Origin of the sequence: Saccharomonospora sp. CUA-673, from assembly GCF_001942305.1 — a bacterium.
Classification (GTDB): domain Bacteria; phylum Actinomycetota; class Actinomycetes; order Mycobacteriales; family Pseudonocardiaceae; genus Prauserella.
This window is the reverse complement of the sequence record NZ_MKKE01000066.1, coordinates 126993-146112: the sequence shown is the minus strand read 5'-3', so window position 1 is coordinate 146112 and position 19120 is coordinate 126993. Positions and strand designations below refer to the sequence as shown.

The window sequence follows — 19120 nt, the reverse complement described above, 5'->3', positions numbered from 1 at the left end:
CCGCCACCGGCGTTCCCGGCCGAGTCCGGCGTCACCCGGACGGTGACCGCGCAGACGCTGGTTTCCTTTCACGGCAACTACTTGGTCCCACCCGGCCGGGGCGGCGGACGTCCAGGTCCGGCTACCGGCTCGTCGTCGGCGACCGCCTCGTCCGGGTCCCGCAGCGGGCGCAACCCACCCGACGCCGGCCGGTGGAAGGTGTAGGCCCCGTGCACGTTCAGGTGCGTATCCCCCAGCGGGGACAGGCGGGCCGCATCCGCGTCGTCGACCGGGTAGCCCTGCGCGCGCAGCTGCTGCAACGCCGCGTCCAGGTAGGTGGTGTTCCACAGCACCACGGCGTTGAGCACCAGGCCGAGTGCACCGAGTTGGTCTTCCATGCCGTCCTGATAGCTCTGGCGCAGCTCTCCACGCGAGCCGAAGCAGAGCTTGCGGGCCAGTCGGTGGCGGGATTCGGTGGTGTTGAGCTGGGCGTTCAGCGCCCGTTGGTAGCTGTCGTCATCGGGATCCGCCACCGCCAGCAGGTGCAGCGTTTTGGCGATGCGACCGTACTCGACGAACGCCTGCCCCAACGGGGTGGGGTTGCCGTCGCGGCCCAGGGCGCGGATGAGGTCGTAGGCGCGCACGGTGCCGGTGACCAGCGAGCCGGCCACCCGCAGCATCTCCGACCAGTGCGCGCGGATGCGCTCCGGCTTGATCCGGTGGCGGGCCAGGTCGTTCGCGGCACCGTAGTCCGCGTGGGTGTCCAGGCGCCAAAACCGCGTATCGGTCAGGTTCGCCAACCGCGGGGCGTAGGCCATGCCGCAGATGCGGTACAGGCCGAACACCATGTCCGAATACCCGGCCGTATCGGACGTGACCAGCTCGGGGCGTTGGCCGTGGTCGGGGTTGAGCAGCACGTCCAGCTGGTACAGCGAATCCCGCTGCGTGCCCGGCACCACCGTGGCGCCGATCCCGGCGACCTGGTCGTTGATCGCGTTCAACCAGGTCGCGCCACGCCTGCGGCCGAAATACCGCGGGTTGTGCCCGGCGTAGACGGTGTGGCCCGGCACCACGAACCGCAGCCCATCCACCGAGGCGACCATGCCGCCACCCCAGAGCCCGGCGAGGGGAATATCGGCTTGGGCTTCGATCAGCCGCGCGTTGGCCGCAGCCAGCGTGTCGGCCCGCAGGTAGTTCTGCTCCACATGCGACAGCCGTGCCCGATTCAACGCTCGATGCCGCGGCCGCTGCACGGGTTTGTAGCCGGTGTTGGTGGCCTCGGCGACGAGTACCGCCGCCAGCGACAGCTCCGCGTCGGCCATCCGGGCCTCGCCGCCGGAGGCGTGGGTGAACTCGGACAAAACCCGGTGCGGGCGTGGACTTCCAGCAGCAGATCCGGCAGATCCACCTCGGGCAGCATCCGCTCGGTCAGCTCCCGCAGCGCCACCAGCGACGGCGGCTCGGCCAACTTCTCCAGCGCGTCCACCCGCACCTGAGCCCGCCCATCTCGGCCCGGCTCGACGCGCACCCGCCCCTGGCCGTCGGTGGCTGACAAGCGCGTGCCCAGGTGCCGCCACGCCGCATCCAACGCCGTGGCCTGCTCATCCAGATGCGCCTGGCTCTCCTCGGGCAGCTTAAGTCCGGTCAGCACACTCGGCCGGATCGCCTCCCACGCGGCCCCGTCCAGCAACCGGGCACGCGGATCACCCCACCGCTGCGAGCCGGTCGCGAAGACCTCACGGTGCCGCAGCGCCCGGTGCAGCGCCTCCAGCACGCACAACACGTACGCGTGCTTGTCCACACACCCCGCCTCCACGCCTTCTCCGCTGGTGACGAGCTTGCGCCACGATCCGGTCAACAGCTGTTCGCGGACCTCACCGACCCGGACCTTCTTACGCCCGATCAACTCCGGCAGCTCGCGCACCGCCTCCAGCACCGGCTGACCGTGTGGTGTCGCACCGAACGGGATCACCTCGGCCAACAACGGCAGAAACGGGCGCACCGTGGACCACCGCGAGACCAGCTCCGCCCGCCACGCGGCATCGTCATCGGCCTCCGGTGGGGCCAGCTCCTCCACGGTGTCCACCGCCGCCGCCAGCCGCGTACGGGGCACGACCTCCTCGATCGCTGCCCACACCGCCGACACATCCCGCACCACCGGCTCGCCGTCGTCCTGACCCACGGCGGCGGAGCGCATGTCCTCCAACACCCGCACCGCCGAGGCCAACGTCGCCGACGCCTGGGTGAGCTTGGGCAGCCGGGCCAGCTTAGTCTCGCGGCTGGTGCGCTCGGCGGCCTTGATCAGCTTGGTGGCCATGAGCACCGAGAACACATCCAGCGCATCGTCGACCGCCGAGGCCGACAGGCTGCGCACCGCCGCGACCAGCGTGGCCGTCCGCCGCGGCGCCTCACGACGCGCGATGGCCTGAGCCTTGGCCGACAGCCCGTCACGAGCCAGCGCCTCCAGCCGATTGGCCGGCACCGCCGAGACATCCACCGCCCCCGCGCCGATCCCAGACAGCGCCGAAGCCCGATGCAGCGCCTCGGTCATGCTCCGCCCTGACACTCGCGTGGGCCCGCGGCGCAGCCGCTCCAGCTCGGAGAACCGCGAGCCCTCCGGCACCGCCAACAATCCCGTCAACCGGTGCGGCAGCCCGCTATCCGCCTCGGCCGCCGCCCGGTGCAGCGCGGCATACAGCTGCTGACTGGCCTGCTCGCGGTGCTCGGACACCAGCCGTGCCAACACGCTCGCGCCCGGCAACAGCACCCGCTACGTACGCAGCCACGCCACCGCGGCATCGAACAACGCCTTCGCCGACTCCACCCGCGTCCACGCCCGCGCCGACACAAACTCCGCCACCTCGCCGGTGGCGTCGGCGAAGTCACGGTAGCCGCACTCGCTGCGGATCTCCGCGGCGTGTTCCCACTGGGTGGCCTGCCGCTGCCCGTAGGACTTCACACAGGACGGGTCGGCGATCTCCAACTGGGACGCCAGGAAGTCCACCACCTCGGTAGGCACCTCCAGCGGATCCGCCAAGAACGTCCCCAGATACCGCACCGTGCCCAACTGGAGGCTGAACCCCAGCCGGTTGTGCTGCCCACGATGCCGCCGGACCAGCGCGCGATCAGCGTCGTCGAGGAAGAAGAACCGCTCCAACTCCGCCTGCGAGGGCACCTGATCCGCGAACCGTCCGAACCGGGCCACCTGCTCATCGGTCAAGAACTCCACCGGCACAAGCGGCATTCAACCAGCCACGCACCGCCACAAGATCACGCCCTCCATGCTTAGCGGAGGATTCTGTACCGCTGCTACTCAAACCCCGGGATCTGCGCGCTGCTGCTGGCCAGCCCCCTGCCGCTGCTGGCGGTCCAAGCCAGCATCGTGGCCCTCTCTTTGGGCTACGACATGACCCAACCACCCCTGGGCGGCATCGTCACCAACCTGCCCGGCCACGGCGGGCTGGCCATGGCACTCAACGTGTTCACCCTGTTCACCGGCATGGGCCTGGGCAGCCTGGCCTTCCAAGCCCTCCTGCTGCCCACCAGCTTCGCCGTGGCCCTGAGCACCTTCGGAGCAGCAGTGCTGCTCGCCGCCGCCCTGGCCGTGCCGGTATTCCGCGACGAACGACCCCACGCGAATACCCCGGCATCCTGAGATCAGCGTCCGCCCGGCTTCACCACCGCGCGGACAGTCCTACACCGTGTCGCTGGGGCTGCGTAGTGGCCGGTAGCCGGTGCGGGCGTACTCGGCCTCGACGGGGAATTCGTAGGTCCCGTATGGATTGATGTGTTCCATGAGCGCCGGGGAGATGTGGGCCAGCAGGTCCGGGTCGACACGCCCGCACCGCTGCGACAGCCGCTCGAGCGCGAGCTCGAGGTAGGCGGTGTTCCAGGTGATGATCGCGTTGGTCACCAGCGACAGGCACAGCGCCTGTTCGGTCTGCTGCTCCTGGTGCCGGCGCCGCACGGTGCCCTCGTCGTGGGCGAAGAACAAATCCCGGCGCAGCGAGTGCAGGCTTTCACCCTTGTTGAGCTGGCGGGTGATCCGCCGCCGGTAGGCCTCGTCGGCCAGATACCGCAGCGCGTAGATCGTGCGCTGCAGCTTGCCGTACTCGACCAGGGCCTGGGCCAGGGCGGAGCGCCGCGAGGAGGCGTGCAGTTTGGATACCACCAGCGAGGCGGTGGCGTGGCCGTGTGGCCAGCGGCAGGCCTGACGTCGGAGTCAGACCTGCCGCATTGGGTGTGCGGTCTTCTAGCAGCAGTCGGGGGTGTCGGTGCTCCTGTGCTGCTCGGCGAGCTGGTGGCCGAGGGTGAAGGCCTCGGCCACGGGAAGCACGGTGGCGCCGGGATGCTCGGCCAGCCACGGTTGGGCGGCCTCAGGCGAGGCGAAGAAGTGCACCTGGTCGCAGAAGTCTGAGCGTACCGACGTGCACTGTCCGGGGGTGACGATCGAGACGACGGCGTCGGCCGGTTCGACGTCGACGACCTTGTCCGGCTCGACGGTCAGCCGCACCGGGGTTGTGGTGGTGTGGCAGGGCGATTCCACTTCGGCGGGCCGGTCGAGCACGGCCGGGAACAGCAGTGTGTCCAGCGCGCACCACGTGTACAGCTGCTGGCCGTCGACGGTGAAGCGGTGCGGGGTGGCGCGTTGGGTGAGGCCGTAGCCGACGAGACGGCCGTGTTCGTCGTATTCGGCATCCGGCAGCGCGGCCAGGGCGTGGCGTACCTCGTCGGTGCTGTGGCCTGTGGCTGTGGCGAGCTCGTCGGCGGTGACGGGGTGGCCGCGGGCCAGGAGTCGCAGCAGTGGTGGCCACAGCCACGCCATGCCGCCCTCGGTGAGGGCGGAGCTCACTGTGTCGCTGAGCCGCTCGGCCAGGGGATGCTGTTCGGTGGTCATCACGCGGTCCTTCCTGGGGTGGTTGAGCGGGTCAGGCGGCGCAGCAGGACAGTTTGGACACGTCGCGGGTGAAGGTCTGCGCGGCGAGTTTGAGAGCTTCGGCCATGGTCAAATAGGGGCACCACAGCTCGCCCATGTCGTGCACGGTCATCTGGTTGTGCAGGGCATACACGGCGGTGGCGATGACGTCACCGGCACCGGCGGCCAACACGTGCGCACCCAGCAGCCGCCCGGACTCGGCCTCGGCGACGAGTTTGACCAGCCCGCGGGTGTCGCGGTTGACCAGCGCCCGCGGCACGTGCTCCAGCGCGAGCACGCGGCACTCGCACTCGTAGCCGGCCCGCTCGGCTTCGCCCTCGGTCATCCCGGCAGCGGCAATGCTGGGGGTCGTGAAGGTCACCCGCGGCAGATGGTGATAGTCCAGCCTGCGTCCGGCGTCGTGGAAGGCATTGTCGACGACCACGGCGCCGTGCGCGCCGGCGACGTAGACGAACTGCGGATGCCCGGTCACATCCCCAGCGGCCCAGATGCGGGGATGGTCCGTGCGCAGCTGTTCGTCGACCCGCACGTGGCCCCGACTGTCCAGTTTCACCCCGAGTTGTTCCAGCCCGAGCTCGTCGGTGACCGCACGACGCCCGGTGGCCACCAGCAGCTGCTCGGTACGGACGTCACGGGTGCTTCCGTCGCTACTGTCGACCGTGGCCACCACATGACCGCCGTCGCGGCGCACCGTGCGCACCTGGGCGTGGGTGTGGGTGGTGATGCCCTCCTCGGCGAAGACCTGATCGATACTGTCGGAGATCTCGGGTTCCTCGGCCGAGGCCAACTGCGAGCGGGCGACGACGGTGACCTCGGTGCCCAGGCGGGCGAACAATTGGGCCTGCTCCAGGCCGACGTAGCCGCCGCCGAGCACCAACATCGATTCCGGCAGCGCGTCCAGTTCCATCGCCGTGGTCGAGGTCAGATAGTCCACCTCGTCGAGCCCATCGATCGGCGGTGCCCACGGGATCGATCCGGTGGCCACGAGGTAATGCTCGGCCTCGATCCGCCGCGCCCCGCCGTCGGCCAGCTCGACCTGCAGGGCCGGGCCGTCGACGAAGCTCGCCTGGCCGCTGATGATCTCCCAGCCGTACTCGGCGGCCAGGCCGGTGTACTTCTCGGCCTGCATGTCGGCGACCAGGCTGTCTTTGCCGGCGATGAGCTCGCCGAAGGCCACCTCGTCGGCGCTGGCCCGAATGCCGGGGAAGTGCTCGGCCGACAGAGCGACGTGGCGTGCCTCGGCGGCGGCCAGCAACGCCTTCGACGGCACACACCCGGTGTTCACACACGTGCCGCCAATGCTGCCGCGCTCGACCATCACCACCGAGCGATCGTCCCGTCGGGCCGCGATCGCGGCCGCGAAGGCTGCCCCGCCGGAGCCGATGATCGCCAGATCGAAAGCCATGGTTGCTCGCCCTTCCTCGGAGGTGGTGGGTACTGCCCACCCGTCGTTGTATCCGCATGAGCGGATGTATGCTGGCATCATCGTATCCCCATATCCGGATATGTGCTCGACGGTGGGAGGAGATCCATGACCAGCACCGCACATCCCGACCCCGGCACACCGCTGCTGTCCGACGACGGGCAGCAGGTGGGCACGGTGGCGAAGTTCTTCCGCGCCCTGGGTGATCCCACCCGGCTGCGGCTACTGGAGTTCCTGCTCGACGGCGAGCACTCCGTCAGTGACTGCGTGGCCCACGTCGGGCTCGCCCAGGGGCGGGTGTCGACGCATCTGGCGTGTCTGGCCGACTGCGGCTACGTGCAGGCGCGCCGCGAGGGCCGCTGGTGCTACTACCGCGTCACCGACCCGCGGGTGGCCGAACTCGTGGTGCTGGCCCGCTCGTTGGCCGCCGACAACTGCACGGCCCTGGCCACCTGCGAGCGCATCGACGGACCGCACCCCACACGGACAGGGACGTGATCAGCGATGAGCAATTCGGACACACGGGGCCTGCTCGCCGGACTCGGCATCGGCGCAGCTTGATCCTGTGCTGCGCGGGCCCGGTGTTGATCGCGGCCGGAGCCCTCGGCGCCCTGGCCGGGATCTTCTCCAGCCCGTGGCTGTGGGCCGCCGCCGGTGTGGCCCTGGTGAGCGCAGTGGCGCTCACCGCGGCCCGCAAGCGATCAGCCACCCACAGCCCCCAGGACGGCTCCTCGTCGCCGTCGCAGCGTGACGACTGCTGCCCACCCCCAGACCGGCACCACGACGAGAGTGCCCCGTCCCCGCAGCAGCGGCCCGACAACGAGCCCACGCGCAGGAGGTTTCCCCGGTGACCACGACACCCACCACGTCGCTCGAGGACCCCGACCCGACATCATCGACACGCGAAGCCTTCCTGACGCTGCTCGCCCTGGCCGCCGCCGGGGTGTCCCCGCTGGTGATCGTGGCCGCCTCGAGTGGACTGGCCCCGATGCCGGTGCTGTTCAGCGTCGTCGCCCTGCCCGGCATGGCCATCGTGACCGGAGTGCTGCTCCACGCCCGCGCCACCGGCATGGCGCGGCTGTCACGGCGGCTGTGGCTGGGCATCCTCGCTGGGATACTGCTGACCCTGGCGCTGGATGCGGTGCGCGTGGCCGGGGTGCACCTGGGGTATCTGCCGGACTCAGTGACGATGTTCGCAACCTGATCACCGCCGCACCGCCCATGTCCGAGCCACCCCGGTCAGCTACACGCTCGGCGCCGCCTATCACCTGTTCAACGGCATCGGCTTCGGCGTGGTCTACTCGATCCTGTTCGGTCGCACCCGCTGGTGGGGCGCGATGCTGTTCTCGGTGGCCGTCGTCGAAGTCGCCATGATGACCCTGCCGCCCATGGCCCCGAAATTCGGCCCCTTCGGGCTGGAGAAGTTCGACACGCTGCTCAACGGCTACTTCCTCGACACCCTGCTCGCCCACGCCGCCATGGGCCTCGCCCTCGGCGTGATCATGCAGCACTTCGCCCGCCACCGCGGCATCCTCCTCGCCCCACGAGCCCGCAGCCAGCCTGCGACCACCGCAGATTGATGTCGACGTCCCTGATCCTGCTTGGTCGTCGCGAAAGGACAGAGTGATGAGCCCCGCTGTACTCGGACATGGCCCGCGTCACCGTCGCCGTGCCGGGCCAGCACTGGCGCTGGCCCTGCTCGTCGCGCTCGGTGCGGCCGGCTGCGGCAATAGCCCCGCCACTCAGCAGTCCGCGGCGGCGCCGCCGGCCAACAACAGCCTGTCACCGGTCACCCCGGCACGGTCACCACCCTGGACGGCGGACAACTCACCATCCCCAGCCGGGTCGGGTGACGGTGGCCTACTTCTTCGCCCCCGGCTGCTCCACCTGCGTGCCCGCGACCAAACAGCTCGCCCAAGCACAACAACAGACTGGGCAGCAGGCGCGGTTCGTGGCGCTGAACCTCATCCCCGAGGTTCCCACCAGCTCCCTACGGAGCTTCCTGCGCTCGGCCGGCAATCCCCAGGTGCCCGTCGTCGCCAACGGGGTGCCGCTGGCGCAGGCGCAGCAGGTCACGGCCCTGGGCACCACCGTCGTCTACGGACCCGACGGGCAGGAGATCTTCCGCGGCGTTGATGCCGGCACCGACGCCATCACCACCGCCATCCAGAAGGCTCGCTCATGATCGCGCTGCTGGCCATGGCCTTCGGCGCCGGGCTGATCTCGCCGGTCAACCCCTGCGGGTTCGCGCTGCTGCCCGCCATGCTGGGCACCGTGGCCGACCCCGGCCAAAGCTCGACCGGGCGCACCAGCGTGGCGGCCCGGCTCGGCACCGGCCTGGCCTCGGGGCTCATGATCACGGCCGGGTTCACCGGCACCCTCACCGTCGCGGGACTCGCCCTGGCCGCGGGCCTGCGCGCGATCACCGGGCTCGCGCCGTGGTTCGCCATCGCCGTCGGCGTCCTGCTCGCCGTGGCAGGCCTGGCGATGCTCACCGGACGGCACCTGCCGCTGCGCCTGACCAACCGGGTGCAGCCGCGCCAGGGCGGCGGCCGGTGGGGCCTGGTCGCCTTCGGCGTCGGCTACGGCATCGCCTCCCTGTCTTGCACCGTGGCCGTGCTGCTGGCCGTCGTCAGCCAAGCCCTCGCCACGACCAACCCGGCAGGCATGCTCGCCGTGTTCGCCGCCTACGCCACCGGCGCCGCCACCCTGCTGGTGGCACTATCCGTCTCGGCCGCCTTCGCCAGCAGCCTGGCCACCCGCTGGGTACGCCGGCTGCTGCCGCACATGCACCGCATCACCGCCGTCCTGTTGATCCTCAGCGGCGCCTACCTGCTCGCCTACTGGATCCCTGTCACCACCGGCGGCCAACCCCCCACGGCCCTGAGCCTGGGCCCGCTGGCCAGCACCGCCACCACCTGGATCAGCAGCCACCAAACCCTCGTCGTCCTCCTGGCCCTGGCCGTGCTGATCCTGGCTACGATCATCGCCACTCTGGGATCCCGACGACGGCCCGCGTCCTCGGGCGAGCACGCGCCCACCAACCGGCCGAGACAGGACACCCAGCGCTGACACGCCCGAGGCCGCGGTCGGCGCCGTGCTGCGTCAGCCCTCTGCCTCGACGGTGCGCAACGGTCGGTAGCCGGTGCGGGCGTACTCGGCCTCGACGGGGAATTCGTAGGTCCCGTATGGATTGATGTGTTCCATGAGCGCCGGGGAGATGTGGGCCAGCAGGTCCGGGTCGACACGCCCGCACCGCTGCGACAGCCGCTCGAGCGCGAGCTCGAGGTAGGCGGTGTTCCAGGTGATGATCGCGTTGGTCACCAGCGACAGGCACAGCGCCTGTTCGGTCTGCTGCTCCTGGTGCCGGCGCCGCACGGTGCCCTCGTGGGCGAAGAACAAATCCCGGCGCAGCGAGTGCAGGCTTTCACCCTTGTTGAGCTGGCGGGTGATCCGCCGCCGGTAGGCTCGTCGGCCAGATACCGCAGCGCGTAGATCGTGCGCTGCAGCTTGCCGTACTCGACCAGGGCCTGGGCCAGGGCGGAGCGCCGCGAGGAGGCGTGCAGTTTGGATACCACCAGCGAGGCGGTGGCGTGGCCGTACTTGAGGGAGGCGGCTAGCCGCAGCATCTCGTCCCACTGGCTGCGGATCAGCGCCGTGTCGATCGTGCCGGTCAGCAGACCGCCCGCGTTCGGAAACCTGCTGGTCGTCTGCCTGCGCGTGTCGAGGCGGTGCAGCGTGATCCCGCCGAGGTCGCGGATGCGCGGGGACAGGGTGAAGCCGGTCAAAGCGAACAGCGCGAACACCGTCAGGGTTTGCCCGGCGGTGTCGGTGGCATGCTCGGTGATCGGCAGATCGGTGGCATTGCCGAGGAGCTCGTCGAGCACGTACACGGCTTCGCGGTCGGTGACCGGGATGACCTTGGTGCCGTAGGTGGAGTGCTGATCGGAGACGTGGGTGTAGGTGGCCACCCCCTCGTTGACGAAGTAGCGGCTCATCGCCCGCGCGGTCAGCGACTTGCCCCGCATCGGGAACCGCTGCCCATCGGAGGACGACATCGTGCCCCCGCCCCACATCGACGCCAGCGGCAGCCGGTGGTGATGGTTGACGATCGTCGCGTTCGCCGCCCGCAGCGTGTCCTCGCGCAGGTACCACTCGGTGGTCCAGCGCAGCGTCTCCTCCGAGAGCCCGGAGGCCTCGGCCATCGCGCTCACGCCGAAGTTGCACGCCTGGGCCAGGATCGCCGCGTACAGGTTGCGGCGCAGCTGCGGCTCACGGTGGGTCTTGCCGCCGACGTGGGTGAGTTGATCCGACCAGTCCGCCCACCGGTCGACCTCGATGAGCAGCTCGGTCAACTGCGGCCGCGGCAACAGCGCGAGCAGCTGGCCGCGCAGCCGCTCGACCTCATCCGGCACCGCCTCGGCACTCAGCCGGTTGACCACGAGCTCACCGCGCTCGGTCAGGCGCACCGGCCCCTCCCCGGAAGCCAGCAGCGGCTCGAGCTCGGTCAGCGCGGCATGTAACTGCTCGCCCGCGTTCTCGAGCGCCTCATCGGCCTCTTGCGGGGCGCCGACCAGGGCGCAGTACTCGCCCCGCAGCGCCTCCCACCGGCTCGCGGGCAGCAGGAACGTGGTCGGGTCGGCGAACCGCCGCGAGCCCGGCACCCACACATCCCCGGACCGCAGCGCATCCCGCAAACCCAACAGGGTGGCAAGCTCCCAGTAATGCCGGTACGCGGTCGTGTTGCCGCTGGTGGCGGCCTGATCGAGGTAGCCACGCCACCGACTCGGCACGAACTCGGTCGGCGCCCCCTCGGGCACCTTCCGGCCACCGCGGGCGTACAGCTCGGCCAGCACCTCGACGGCCTCGAGCAGCGGCCGAGCATCCACCGCGGCCTCGAACGACAGAGCGCGGATGACGTGCGGGGCGAACTCGCGCAGGTAGGTGAAGCTGGACTCCACCATCGCCAGATGCCCATGATCGCGCGGCAGCCGGTCGGCGGGGTCACGCCGGGCGGTGCGCAGCCGTTCCAGGCCGATCCCGCGCCGCAACCGGGGCCCGACGTCGGTATCGGGCACGTCCACATCGGTGGCCACCGCGAGGATTTCCTCCAGCAGGTTCAGCCGGTCCTCGGACTCTCGGGCCCGCTGGGCCAGCACATCGTCGAGCTTGCGCTTCGCGCGGTTCTCCACTCCGGTCAAGGCCTGGTCGAACATGCCGATGACCTCGTCGAGCACCTCGACTGCGCACTCGGCGACCGTGGCCAGCAGCACCGGATACCTCTTGTCGCCGTCCCGACGGGCCAGGGCCTGATTCGTGCTGCGGCGGCCGATCCCGGCCAGCCGGCGACGTCGCGCCTCGGGCAGCATCGACAAGTCCAGGGTGCGCGCGTCCAACCCACGCAAAAACCGCAGCTTGTCCAGCTCGGCCCGGATCGCCATCGGCGACGCGGTCGTCGCCCCACGGTGCAGCCACGCCAACCGCGAGATCCGCAGATCCCCACCCGCGACCAGCAGCGCGTCGAGCTCCTCCCGCCGCTGCGCCCCCAGCAGCGGCTCCAGCCGCAGGAACGTCTCGGCCACGGCGCGTTCCCGTGCGGTGGCGACCGCGCGCATCAGCGGCACCACACCAGGCCGGATGATCCGAGCACCGGCGCAGTACTCGCAGACCACACGAAACAGCGCACTCGGCGCGTCGTGCTCCATCGCCCGCGCCAACAGGAACTCCTCGAGGTCTTTCCACTCGGCATCCCTGGCCAACCGCCACCCCAGCCGCTCGGCCACCAGCCGCAGATGCTCGGTGCGGGTCTGCTCCCGCGCCCCATACCCGGCGAGCTCGGCCAACCCAACGCCGAGCTGCACGACCAGCCGATTCACCGCCGCCCGCGGTGCAGCCGGCACCTCGTCAGGCACGAAACCCAACCAGGGAAGCGTGCACAGCTGCACCGCCAAACCCAGCCGATTGCCCTGCCCCCGAGCCGACCGCTCCAACCACGCCCGATCATCCGAGCCCAACGTGAAGTACCGGATCAGCTCATCCCGGCCCAACTCGGCAGGCCACGACCGCAGCCGCTCGATCTCCTCATCGGAGAAGAACCTCGTCGACATCCACCGCTCCGCCCCGTAGTGATCAACGAACGGAGCACATCCTCACCGCCACCGAACACCGCCCCGTCAGCGGCTCATTCGGCCGCCACCCACGGAGCGTCAGCGACCTCGGCCCTGTGGCCAGTAGGAACAGGGCTAACCGTTGTTTTCTGCGCGCCTGCTACCGAAACGCCGAGTACTCCGACGACATCACCCCATCCGCCCGGTCTCCCGTTGGGTCTTATTACAGGCGGGGCGAGGTGGTTGCGGCTGCTCGTTGCTCCCTTTTTTTGACATGAATACCCCGGTGGGTATATTGGTTGCGGGCAGTGGAGGTGATTGCCGTGGAGATGAAGCCGGAGCTGGTCGGAGACGCGTTGACGCGTCTGCGCCGCGCACAGGGACAGTTGGCCGGTGTGATCGAGTCGATCGAGGAGGGCGGTGACTGCGCTCAGGCGCTGACCCAGCTGGCCGCCGTGTCCCGGGCGCTGGACCGGGCGGGATTCAAGATCGTGGCCAGTGGGATGCGGCACTGCCAGCAGGCCCGCGATGACGGCGATGAGCCGGAGATGACCGAGCAGGAGCTGGAGCGGTTGTTCCTGGCGCTGGCTTGATTCAAGCCCCGCTTAGCCGCTGATGGGTGTGCTCTCGTGCATGCCCACTCGTATAACTTATATATACCCCACTGGGTATATTATTCTCGGAGCGATGACGAGGCAGGAGTACGAGCGGTGTCGATGGCAGGCGAAACCGCGACGTGGATCGACTCCGTGTGACATCGAAGGAGGAACGCAACGATGACGGCAGTACGAGAACTCGACCATCAGCTTGCCGGCGATCTGGGTGTGGAGGTGATCGCCACCTCGTCGTTGGGCGATCGCAGTTACCTGGCGACCGATGGTGCGCTGGCGGTGGTGGTGGATCCGCAACGTGATGTGGATCGGTTCCTCGCCGCGGCCGGGCGCTGGATGTGCGCATCGCGCTGGTGCTGGAGACGCACGTGCACAACGACTACGTCTCCGGCGGGCTAGAACTGGCCCGACTGACGGGCGCCGACTACGGCGTGGCCGCTGCGGACGAGGCGCCGTTCGCGCACACACCGCTGGCCGACGGTGACGTGGTCGAGGTGTCGGAACGGATGCGGGTGCGGGCGGTGGCCACACCGGGGCACACGTATCACCACCTGTCCTACGTCTTGGAGGGCGAGCAGGGCCCGGTGGGGGTGTTCACCGGGGGGTCGTTGCTGTTCGGCACCACCGGGCGCACCGATCTGCTGGGGGAGCAGCACAGCCACGAGTTGGCCCGGCACCAGCATGCCTCGACGCGCAAGCTGGTGGAGACCCTGCCGGACGGGGCGCAGATCTGGCCGACCCACGGGTTCGGCAGCTTCTGCTCGGCCAGCCAGGCTTCCGGCGACTCGGCCACCATCGGCGAGCAGAAGCAGGTCAACCCGGCGCTGACGTTGGCCGAGGGCGAGTTCGTCGAGCAGATGCTGTCCGGTCTGGATGCCTATCCCGCCTACTACGCCCACATGGGCGTGCACAACACCACCGGTCCCGAGCCGCTGGACCTGCGCATGCCTGCCCGGGCCACGCCGGACGAACTGCGGCGGCGCCTGCAGGCCGGTGAGTGGGTGGTGGACCTGCGCTCGCGGACTGCCTACGTGGCCTCGCACCTGGCGGGCACGGTCAGCCTGGGCCTGGACGGGCCGATGGCGACCTGGCTGGGCTGGATGATCGACTGGGGCGCACCGATCACTCTGCTCGGCGAGACACCCGAGCAGGTCGCCGACGCTCAGCGGGAACTGGCCCGCATCGGCATCGACACGTTCTCCGCGGCCGCATCAGGACGCCCGCGGGAGCTGGCCGCCGAGGTCGATCAGCTGCGCAGCACCACCACCGCCACCTTCCCCGACCTCGCCGCCGTCCGCGACGGCGGCGTCGACGGGTTCCCCGCAGCGGACGTGGTGCTGGACGTGCGCACCAACAACGAGTGGCGCTCCGCGCACATCGAGGGCTCCGTGCACATTCCGCTGTACGAGCTCAAGGACCGCGTCGACGAGGTCCCCACCGGGACGGTGTGGGTGCACTGCGGCAGCGGCTACCGCGCCACCGCAGCGGCCTCCCTGCTGGAGCACGCCGCTCGTGACGTCGTGCTCGTCGACGACTTCTTCGCCAACGCCGAGGACGCCGGCCTCGACCTGACCCCAGCCCGCTGAGACACGGCACCGAGAACCCGACTGACCACGCCACAGGACCAACAAGGAAGGGAGACCGATGTCTCGCACGACACCGGTGAGCATGGATACCCCGCAGGTGCGCAGCCTGCTGGAGAACAACCCGCGCACCCGGCTGATCGACGTGCGCACCCCCGGCGAGTTCGCCGCGACCCACATTCCCGGCTCCTACAACGTGCCGCTGGACCTGCTGCGCGAGCACCGCACCGAGCTCACCGCCGACCACGAGGATCCGATCGTGCTGGTGTGCGCCTCCGGCGTCCGTGCGGATCAAGCACGCAGCGTGCTGGAGTCTGCAGGACTGGACCAGCTCAGCGTCCTGTCCGGCGGGATCACCGGGTGGCAGCAGCACGACGCGCCCGTCAACCGCGGCTCGGGCACCTGGGGCATGGAACGCCAGGTGCGGCTCGCCGCCGGGCTGCTCGTGCTCACCGGCGTACTCGCCAGCACCGCCTACGAACCCTTGAAGTGGCTTGCCGGCTTCGTCGGCGGCGGTTTGACCGTCGCCGCGATCACCAACACCTGCGCCATGTCGCGCGTGTTGGGCCTGCTGCCGCACAACCGCACCCCGAACTTCGACGGGGCGAGCATGATTCAAGCCCTGACCAGCGGGCAGGCCCCAGCGGGTTCCCCGTCCCGCTGACCTGACCGCCCCGGGCGTGCCCGCCCTTCTCTTTCCCTCTCCCGGTGTGAGTTCCGAGGCGCGTCCGCGCGTTCTCGAGGAAGCAGGAGACGATGATGGTTCTGGCGGGTCTGTTCGGCGCGGTCATCGGGCTGGCCCTGGGGCTGCTGGGTGCCGGAGGGTCGATCCTGGCGGTGCCGGCGCTGGTCTACGGCGTCGGACAACCCCTGCAGATGGCGATTCCCACCTCGTTGGCCGTGGTCGCGGTCTCCTCGGTGGGTGGCATCGCCCCCCGCACACGGCGCGCCCACGTGCGGTGGCCGGTGGCCCTGGTCTTCGGTGCCGCCGGCATCCCGGCCGCCTTCGCCGGCACCGCTCTGGGACGGCTGGTTCCGCAGCGCTGGCTGCTGCTGGCCTTCGCCGCGCTCATGGTCGTGGTGGCCGTGCGCATGCTGCGCGGCGGGGAGAACCACGCCGGCGCCTGCCGCACCGGCGAAGGCGGCATCGACTGGCGCAGCTGCCTGCCCAAATCCCTGGGCGCCGGCGCCGGCGTCGGGGTGCTCACCGGCCTGTTCGGCGTCGGCGGCGGCTTCGTCATCGTCCCCGCGCTTGCCGCCCTGCTCGGGCTCGAGGCCCACGCGGCCGTGGCCACCTCACTGGTGATCGTGCTCATCAACTCCCTGGCCGGGCTGGCCGCCCACGCCACCACGGCAGCCTCGCTCGACTACACCCTCCTCGCCGTCTTCGCCGGCACCGCCCTGGTCATCTCCACACTCGCGGGCCGGCTGGCACCCCGCCTGCCGGCAGCCACCCTGCGCCGCTGGTTCGCCTACATCGTCCTCATCGTCGCCGCCGGTGTGGCCACGGCGGCCATCCTCAATCCCACCGCACTCGGATAAGTGCCGCGCAGTTCGTGCTCGTCACCAAGCCACCGCGGTAGCGCGCGCAGAAAACAACTCGAGTATTGACCCGTCCCCTGCGACTGCCGGGCGGCCCACCGTCTCCGGGGCCATGCCTGTGACCAGCGGCCCCCTTCTCCGGGGCTTGGGAACATCGGAAGGACAGGGTGTGTGCCTGCATGGGGGGAGCGGCTACCGGGTAACGGACGAGGAAGGGACCGGAATCGGTTCGTCCTTCCGGCATGTCGGTGTCGCCGACTTGCGGGATCGCTTCGGAAAGGGAGTGGCCATGGATCCCAAGGACCTGTACGGGCAACAAGATCGGATACAGCTGGTCGATGTTCGGGAGCCGCAGGAGTGGCAGGCCGGGCGGATTCCTGGCTCGCGGTGGATCCCGATGAACGAACTGCCCGGGCGGCTCGAGGAGGTGGATCAGCAGCAACCGGTTGTCACGGTGTGCCGCAGCGGCAGCCGGAGCGGCAAGATGGCCGAGTTCCTGACTGGGCACGGCTATCGCGCCGACAATCTCGACGGAGGCATTCAGGCCTGGTCCGAGCAGGATCTACCGGTGCGCACTCCCGACGATGAGCAGCCGGGAGAGGTGGCGTGAGACCATGCTGTTCCAGCAGTTCTACCTGCAGTCCCTGGGACACGCCTCCTACCTCATCGGGGATGAGAAGACCGGGCAGGCGCTGGTGTTCGACCCGCGCCGGGACGTGAACGTCTACACGGAAGCAGCACGCACTCATGGCATGCGCATCGCCTACACGGCCGATTCGCACGGCCACAACGACTACCTGTCCGGGCTGACCGAGCTCACCGAACGCACCGGTGCCCAGGTGTGGGGATCAGCAGCCGGCGAGTTCGGCTATTCCCACCAGCCGATCAGCGACGGGCAGGTCATCGAGATCGGCGACGTCGGGCTCGAAGTGCTGCACACCCCGGGGCACACACCGGAGCACATCAGCCTGCTGGTCTACGACCGTGCCATGAGCGCCGATCATCCGGCGCTGTTGCTCTCCGGTGGGGCCCTGCTGGTCGGAGACCTGGCTCGCCCGGACCTGCTCGGCGGTCAGGAGAAAGCACAGGAAGCCGCGCGGACGTTCTGCGCAACGATTCAGGACAAGCTGCTGGCCCTGCCCGACCACGTGCAGGTGTTTCCCACCCACGTGGCGGGCTCGCTGTGCGGAGGCAGCATCGGCAGCCGCCTCTCGACCACCCTGGGCTACGAGCGGCACTCGAACGCGATCCTATCCGAAGTGGACAACACTGAGGGCTTCGTCCGCGAATGCCTCCGACTAGACAACCTGCCTGCGGTACCGCCGTACTGGCTGCGCATGCGCAGCCGCAACATGACCGGTGTCCAGCCACTCGGAGTGCTGGCCGAGCCACCGGCCTTGACCGTCGCTGAGTTCGAACAACACCGCGAAACCGGCACGATCGTGTTGGACGCCCGTTCACCGGAAGCCTTCGGCGGAGGACACATCCCCGGTGCCCTCAACGTCGGTCTCGGCACGGCGTTTCCCACCTGGGCGGGCACGGTGCTACCCGCGGACGCGCAGGTGCTGCTGATCCTCGACCAACCAGGGGAGCTATGGGAGGCCACGTGGCAGTTGCTGCGGATCGGCTACCCACCTCCGCTGGGGTGGTTGCGCGGCGGCATGAGCGCCTGGCGTACGGCCGCCAAACCCCTTGAGGAAACTCCTCAGATCACCGTGCACGAGCTCAACGACGAACTCGCCCGCGGCGAGACCGAGCTGCTGGACGTGCGCCAACCCAGTGAGTGGGCTGGCGGACACGTGCCCGGCGCTGCCTACATCACCGGCGCCGAACTGCCCGAACGCCTCGACGAGGTCCCCGACGGCAAGCCGGTGGCGGTGACCTGCGGCAGCGGCTACCGCTCCTCGGTGGCCACCAGCCTGCTGCAACGCCACGGGCACACCGACGTGCGCAACGTCCTCGGCGGCATGACCGCCTGGAAACAGGCAGACCTGCCCACGCAGGCAGGCTGACGCGGTAACTCCGAGGGGCACTGTGGTGCGGGACCTGACGCCGGATCAGCTGGCCGTGGTCGGCTCCGACGGCACGGTCACCACCAGCATGAGTGGTTAAGCTCGGCATCGTCGAACGCCTGGCCGCCGCAAGCCCCGCTGGGTGACCCGGCACTCAGAGCAGTGAGGTGAGCACGATGATGGATGGCATGATGGGCTGGATGCTGGTCTGGCCACTGCTGGTGCTGGTCGGGCTCATCCTGCTCGGGTACGTGGCTTTCCGGCTTGTCCGGGGTGGGGCAACCGCTCCGCCGCGTTCGGTGCCGTCGGCGCGCCAGATCCTGGACGAGCGGTTCGCTCGTGGGGAGATCGACGAGCAGCAGTACCGCCAGATGCGAGACGAGCTGCAGTGAGTGGCCGACCAATCAGCCGGCGGCGCGCGATGGGTGTGGCCGCGGCGGGTGCCGCGAGTGTGGCAGGCGGCACCGCGGGATGGCTGTGGAGCGCAAACTCGGCCGGCGGCGGGTTCCGTCCGGCCGCCACCGCAGCGCCGCTGCGCGAACCACGCGTGCTCAGCAGCCGCGGCGGCAGGTTGCAGGTGGAGCTCGCTGCCGCCGCGGGCGTGGCGCTGGCCGGGCGCGACACCGAGGCGCTGGGCTACAACGGGAGCTCACCAGGACCGACACTGCGGGTCCGGCCGGGAGACGACCTCGCAGTCCGGCTGATCAACGGGCTCGCCGAGCCCACCAACCTGCACACCCACGGGCTTCGCGTTTCGCCGCAGGCAACGGCGACAATCCATTCCTGCGGATCGAACCGGGAACCTCGTTCGACTACCTATTCCGTATCCCACGCGACCACCCGACCGGGACCTTCTGGTACCACCCGCACCGCCACGGGCTGGTCGCCGATCAGGTCTTCGGCGGGCTCGGCGGGGCGCTGCTGGTC

General features: G+C 69.8%; 15 protein-coding genes and 5 pseudogenes. 15 read left to right on the top strand and 5 right to left on the bottom strand.

Annotated features, from left to right (window positions below):
- Positions 1 to 77: 77 nt before the first annotated feature.
- Positions 78 to 3214, bottom strand: a pseudogene (locus BJF85_RS23050) (Tn3 family transposase).
- A 171-nt stretch (positions 3215 to 3385) separates the two neighbouring features.
- On the opposite strand from BJF85_RS23050, the gene BJF85_RS23045 reads away from it, so the two are divergent.
- Positions 3386 to 3634, top strand: a complete 249-nt coding sequence (locus tag BJF85_RS23045; protein ID WP_187346958.1) for a hypothetical protein — start codon at positions 3386 to 3388, stop codon at positions 3632 to 3634.
- 39 nt (positions 3635 to 3673) lie between these two features.
- Here the strand turns inward: BJF85_RS23045 and BJF85_RS23040 are convergent.
- The 3 genes and pseudogenes from BJF85_RS23040 to merA all read right to left on the bottom strand — a co-directional run.
- Positions 3674 to 4162: pseudogene (locus BJF85_RS23040) on the bottom strand (Tn3 family transposase); the annotation flags it as partial.
- A gap of 69 nt (positions 4163 to 4231) precedes the next feature.
- Positions 4232 to 4876 carry an organomercurial lyase MerB gene (gene merB / locus BJF85_RS23035; RefSeq protein WP_075850076.1) on the bottom strand — a complete coding sequence of 215 codons (645 nt, stop codon included), beginning with the start codon at positions 4874 to 4876 and terminating at the stop codon, positions 4232 to 4234.
- 31 nt (positions 4877 to 4907) lie between these two features.
- Positions 4908 to 6320: a mercury(II) reductase gene (merA, locus tag BJF85_RS23030; protein ID WP_075850075.1), complete on the bottom strand. Its 1413-nt coding sequence runs from the start codon at positions 6318 to 6320 to the stop codon at positions 4908 to 4910.
- Positions 6321 to 6446: 126 nt separating this feature from the next.
- Here merA and BJF85_RS23025 point away from each other — a divergent pair, with 126 nt between their 5' ends.
- From BJF85_RS23025 to BJF85_RS23000, 6 genes are all read left to right on the top strand, one after another.
- Positions 6447 to 6836, top strand: coding sequence for a helix-turn-helix transcriptional regulator (locus tag BJF85_RS23025; protein ID WP_075850074.1), 390 nt, complete (start codon positions 6447 to 6449; stop codon positions 6834 to 6836).
- The gene (locus BJF85_RS23020; protein ID WP_255375873.1) at positions 6833 to 7189 is read left to right on the top strand and encodes a hypothetical protein; all 357 of its coding nucleotides are present in this window, start codon (positions 6833 to 6835) and stop codon (positions 7187 to 7189) included. Before BJF85_RS23025 ends, BJF85_RS23020 begins: the two co-directional genes overlap by 4 nt.
- Positions 7186 to 7542: a hypothetical protein gene (locus tag BJF85_RS23015; protein WP_075850073.1), complete on the top strand. Its 357-nt coding sequence runs from the start codon at positions 7186 to 7188 to the stop codon at positions 7540 to 7542. Before BJF85_RS23020 ends, BJF85_RS23015 begins: the two co-directional genes overlap by 4 nt.
- 88 nt (positions 7543 to 7630) lie before the next feature.
- Entirely contained in the window at positions 7631 to 7918 is a 288-nt protein-coding gene (locus BJF85_RS23010; protein ID WP_075850072.1) for a hypothetical protein, read from the top strand.
- A 269-nt stretch (positions 7919 to 8187) separates the two neighbouring features.
- Complete coding sequence (locus BJF85_RS23005; protein ID WP_075850071.1) at positions 8188 to 8523, top strand: hypothetical protein; 336 nt, start codon at positions 8188 to 8190, stop codon at positions 8521 to 8523.
- Positions 8520 to 9410, top strand: coding sequence for a cytochrome c biogenesis CcdA family protein (locus BJF85_RS23000; protein ID WP_083666643.1), 891 nt, complete (start codon positions 8520 to 8522; stop codon positions 9408 to 9410). Before BJF85_RS23005 ends, BJF85_RS23000 begins: the two co-directional genes overlap by 4 nt.
- A 33-nt stretch (positions 9411 to 9443) precedes the next feature.
- Here BJF85_RS23000 and BJF85_RS22995 read toward each other — a convergent pair.
- Positions 9444 to 12445, bottom strand: a pseudogene (locus BJF85_RS22995) (Tn3 family transposase).
- Between the two features lie 329 nt (positions 12446 to 12774).
- Between BJF85_RS22995 and BJF85_RS22990 the strand changes: the two are divergent.
- From BJF85_RS22990 to BJF85_RS30735, 8 genes and pseudogenes are all read left to right on the top strand, one after another.
- The gene (locus tag BJF85_RS22990; RefSeq protein WP_222844653.1) at positions 12775 to 13038 is read left to right on the top strand and encodes a metal-sensitive transcriptional regulator; all 264 of its coding nucleotides are present in this window, start codon (positions 12775 to 12777) and stop codon (positions 13036 to 13038) included.
- Between the two features lie 183 nt (positions 13039 to 13221).
- Positions 13222 to 14642, top strand: a pseudogene (locus BJF85_RS22985) (rhodanese-like domain-containing protein).
- Positions 14643 to 14700: 58 nt separating this feature from the next.
- Complete coding sequence (locus tag BJF85_RS22980) at positions 14701 to 15303, top strand: rhodanese-like domain-containing protein (RefSeq protein ID WP_075850070.1); 603 nt, start codon at positions 14701 to 14703, stop codon at positions 15301 to 15303.
- Between the two features lie 95 nt (positions 15304 to 15398).
- On the top strand, positions 15399 to 16181 hold the full coding sequence (locus BJF85_RS22975; protein WP_075850069.1) for a sulfite exporter TauE/SafE family protein: 783 nt from the start codon (positions 15399 to 15401) through the stop codon (positions 16179 to 16181).
- Positions 16182 to 16470: 289 nt separating this feature from the next.
- Positions 16471 to 16791: a rhodanese-like domain-containing protein gene (locus BJF85_RS22970; RefSeq protein ID WP_075850118.1), complete on the top strand. Its 321-nt coding sequence runs from the start codon at positions 16471 to 16473 to the stop codon at positions 16789 to 16791.
- A 4-nt stretch (positions 16792 to 16795) separates the two neighbouring features.
- Positions 16796 to 18193: a rhodanese-like domain-containing protein gene (locus BJF85_RS22965; protein WP_075850068.1), complete on the top strand. Its 1398-nt coding sequence runs from the start codon at positions 16796 to 16798 to the stop codon at positions 18191 to 18193.
- Positions 18194 to 18369: 176 nt separating this feature from the next.
- A complete protein-coding gene (locus BJF85_RS22960; protein WP_075850067.1) occupies positions 18370 to 18585 on the top strand; it encodes an SHOCT domain-containing protein in 216 nt (71 codons plus the stop codon).
- Positions 18586 to 18614: 29 nt separating this feature from the next.
- A pseudogene (locus BJF85_RS30735) lies at positions 18615 to 19114 on the top strand (multicopper oxidase domain-containing protein); the annotation flags it as partial.
- Positions 19115 to 19120 lie beyond the last annotated feature (6 nt).

What these genes read in the sequence shown, in the direction of transcription:
- BJF85_RS23025 (WP_075850074.1), top strand. Translation starts at nt 6,447, where the DNA reads ATGACCAGCACCGCACATCCCGACCCCGGCACACCGCTGCTGTCCGAC.
- BJF85_RS23000 (WP_083666643.1), top strand. Translation starts at nt 8,520, where the DNA reads ATGATCGCGCTGCTGGCCATGGCCTTCGGCGCCGGGCTGATCTCGCCG.
- BJF85_RS22960 (WP_075850067.1), top strand. Translation starts at nt 18,370, where the DNA reads ATGATGGATGGCATGATGGGCTGGATGCTGGTCTGGCCACTGCTGGTG.
- BJF85_RS22975 (WP_075850069.1), top strand. Translation starts at nt 15,399, where the DNA reads ATGGTTCTGGCGGGTCTGTTCGGCGCGGTCATCGGGCTGGCCCTGGGG.
- merA (WP_075850075.1), bottom strand. Translation starts at nt 6,320, where the DNA reads ATGGCTTTCGATCTGGCGATCATCGGCTCCGGCGGGGCAGCCTTCGCG.
- BJF85_RS22990 (WP_222844653.1), top strand. Translation starts at nt 12,775, where the DNA reads ATGAAGCCGGAGCTGGTCGGAGACGCGTTGACGCGTCTGCGCCGCGCA.
- merB (WP_075850076.1), bottom strand. Translation starts at nt 4,876, where the DNA reads ATGACCACCGAACAGCATCCCCTGGCCGAGCGGCTCAGCGACACAGTG.
- BJF85_RS22970 (WP_075850118.1), top strand. Translation starts at nt 16,471, where the DNA reads ATGGATCCCAAGGACCTGTACGGGCAACAAGATCGGATACAGCTGGTC.
- BJF85_RS22965 (WP_075850068.1), top strand. Translation starts at nt 16,796, where the DNA reads ATGCTGTTCCAGCAGTTCTACCTGCAGTCCCTGGGACACGCCTCCTAC.
- BJF85_RS23045 (WP_187346958.1), top strand. Translation starts at nt 3,386, where the DNA reads ATGACCCAACCACCCCTGGGCGGCATCGTCACCAACCTGCCCGGCCAC.
- BJF85_RS22980 (WP_075850070.1), top strand. Translation starts at nt 14,701, where the DNA reads ATGTCTCGCACGACACCGGTGAGCATGGATACCCCGCAGGTGCGCAGC.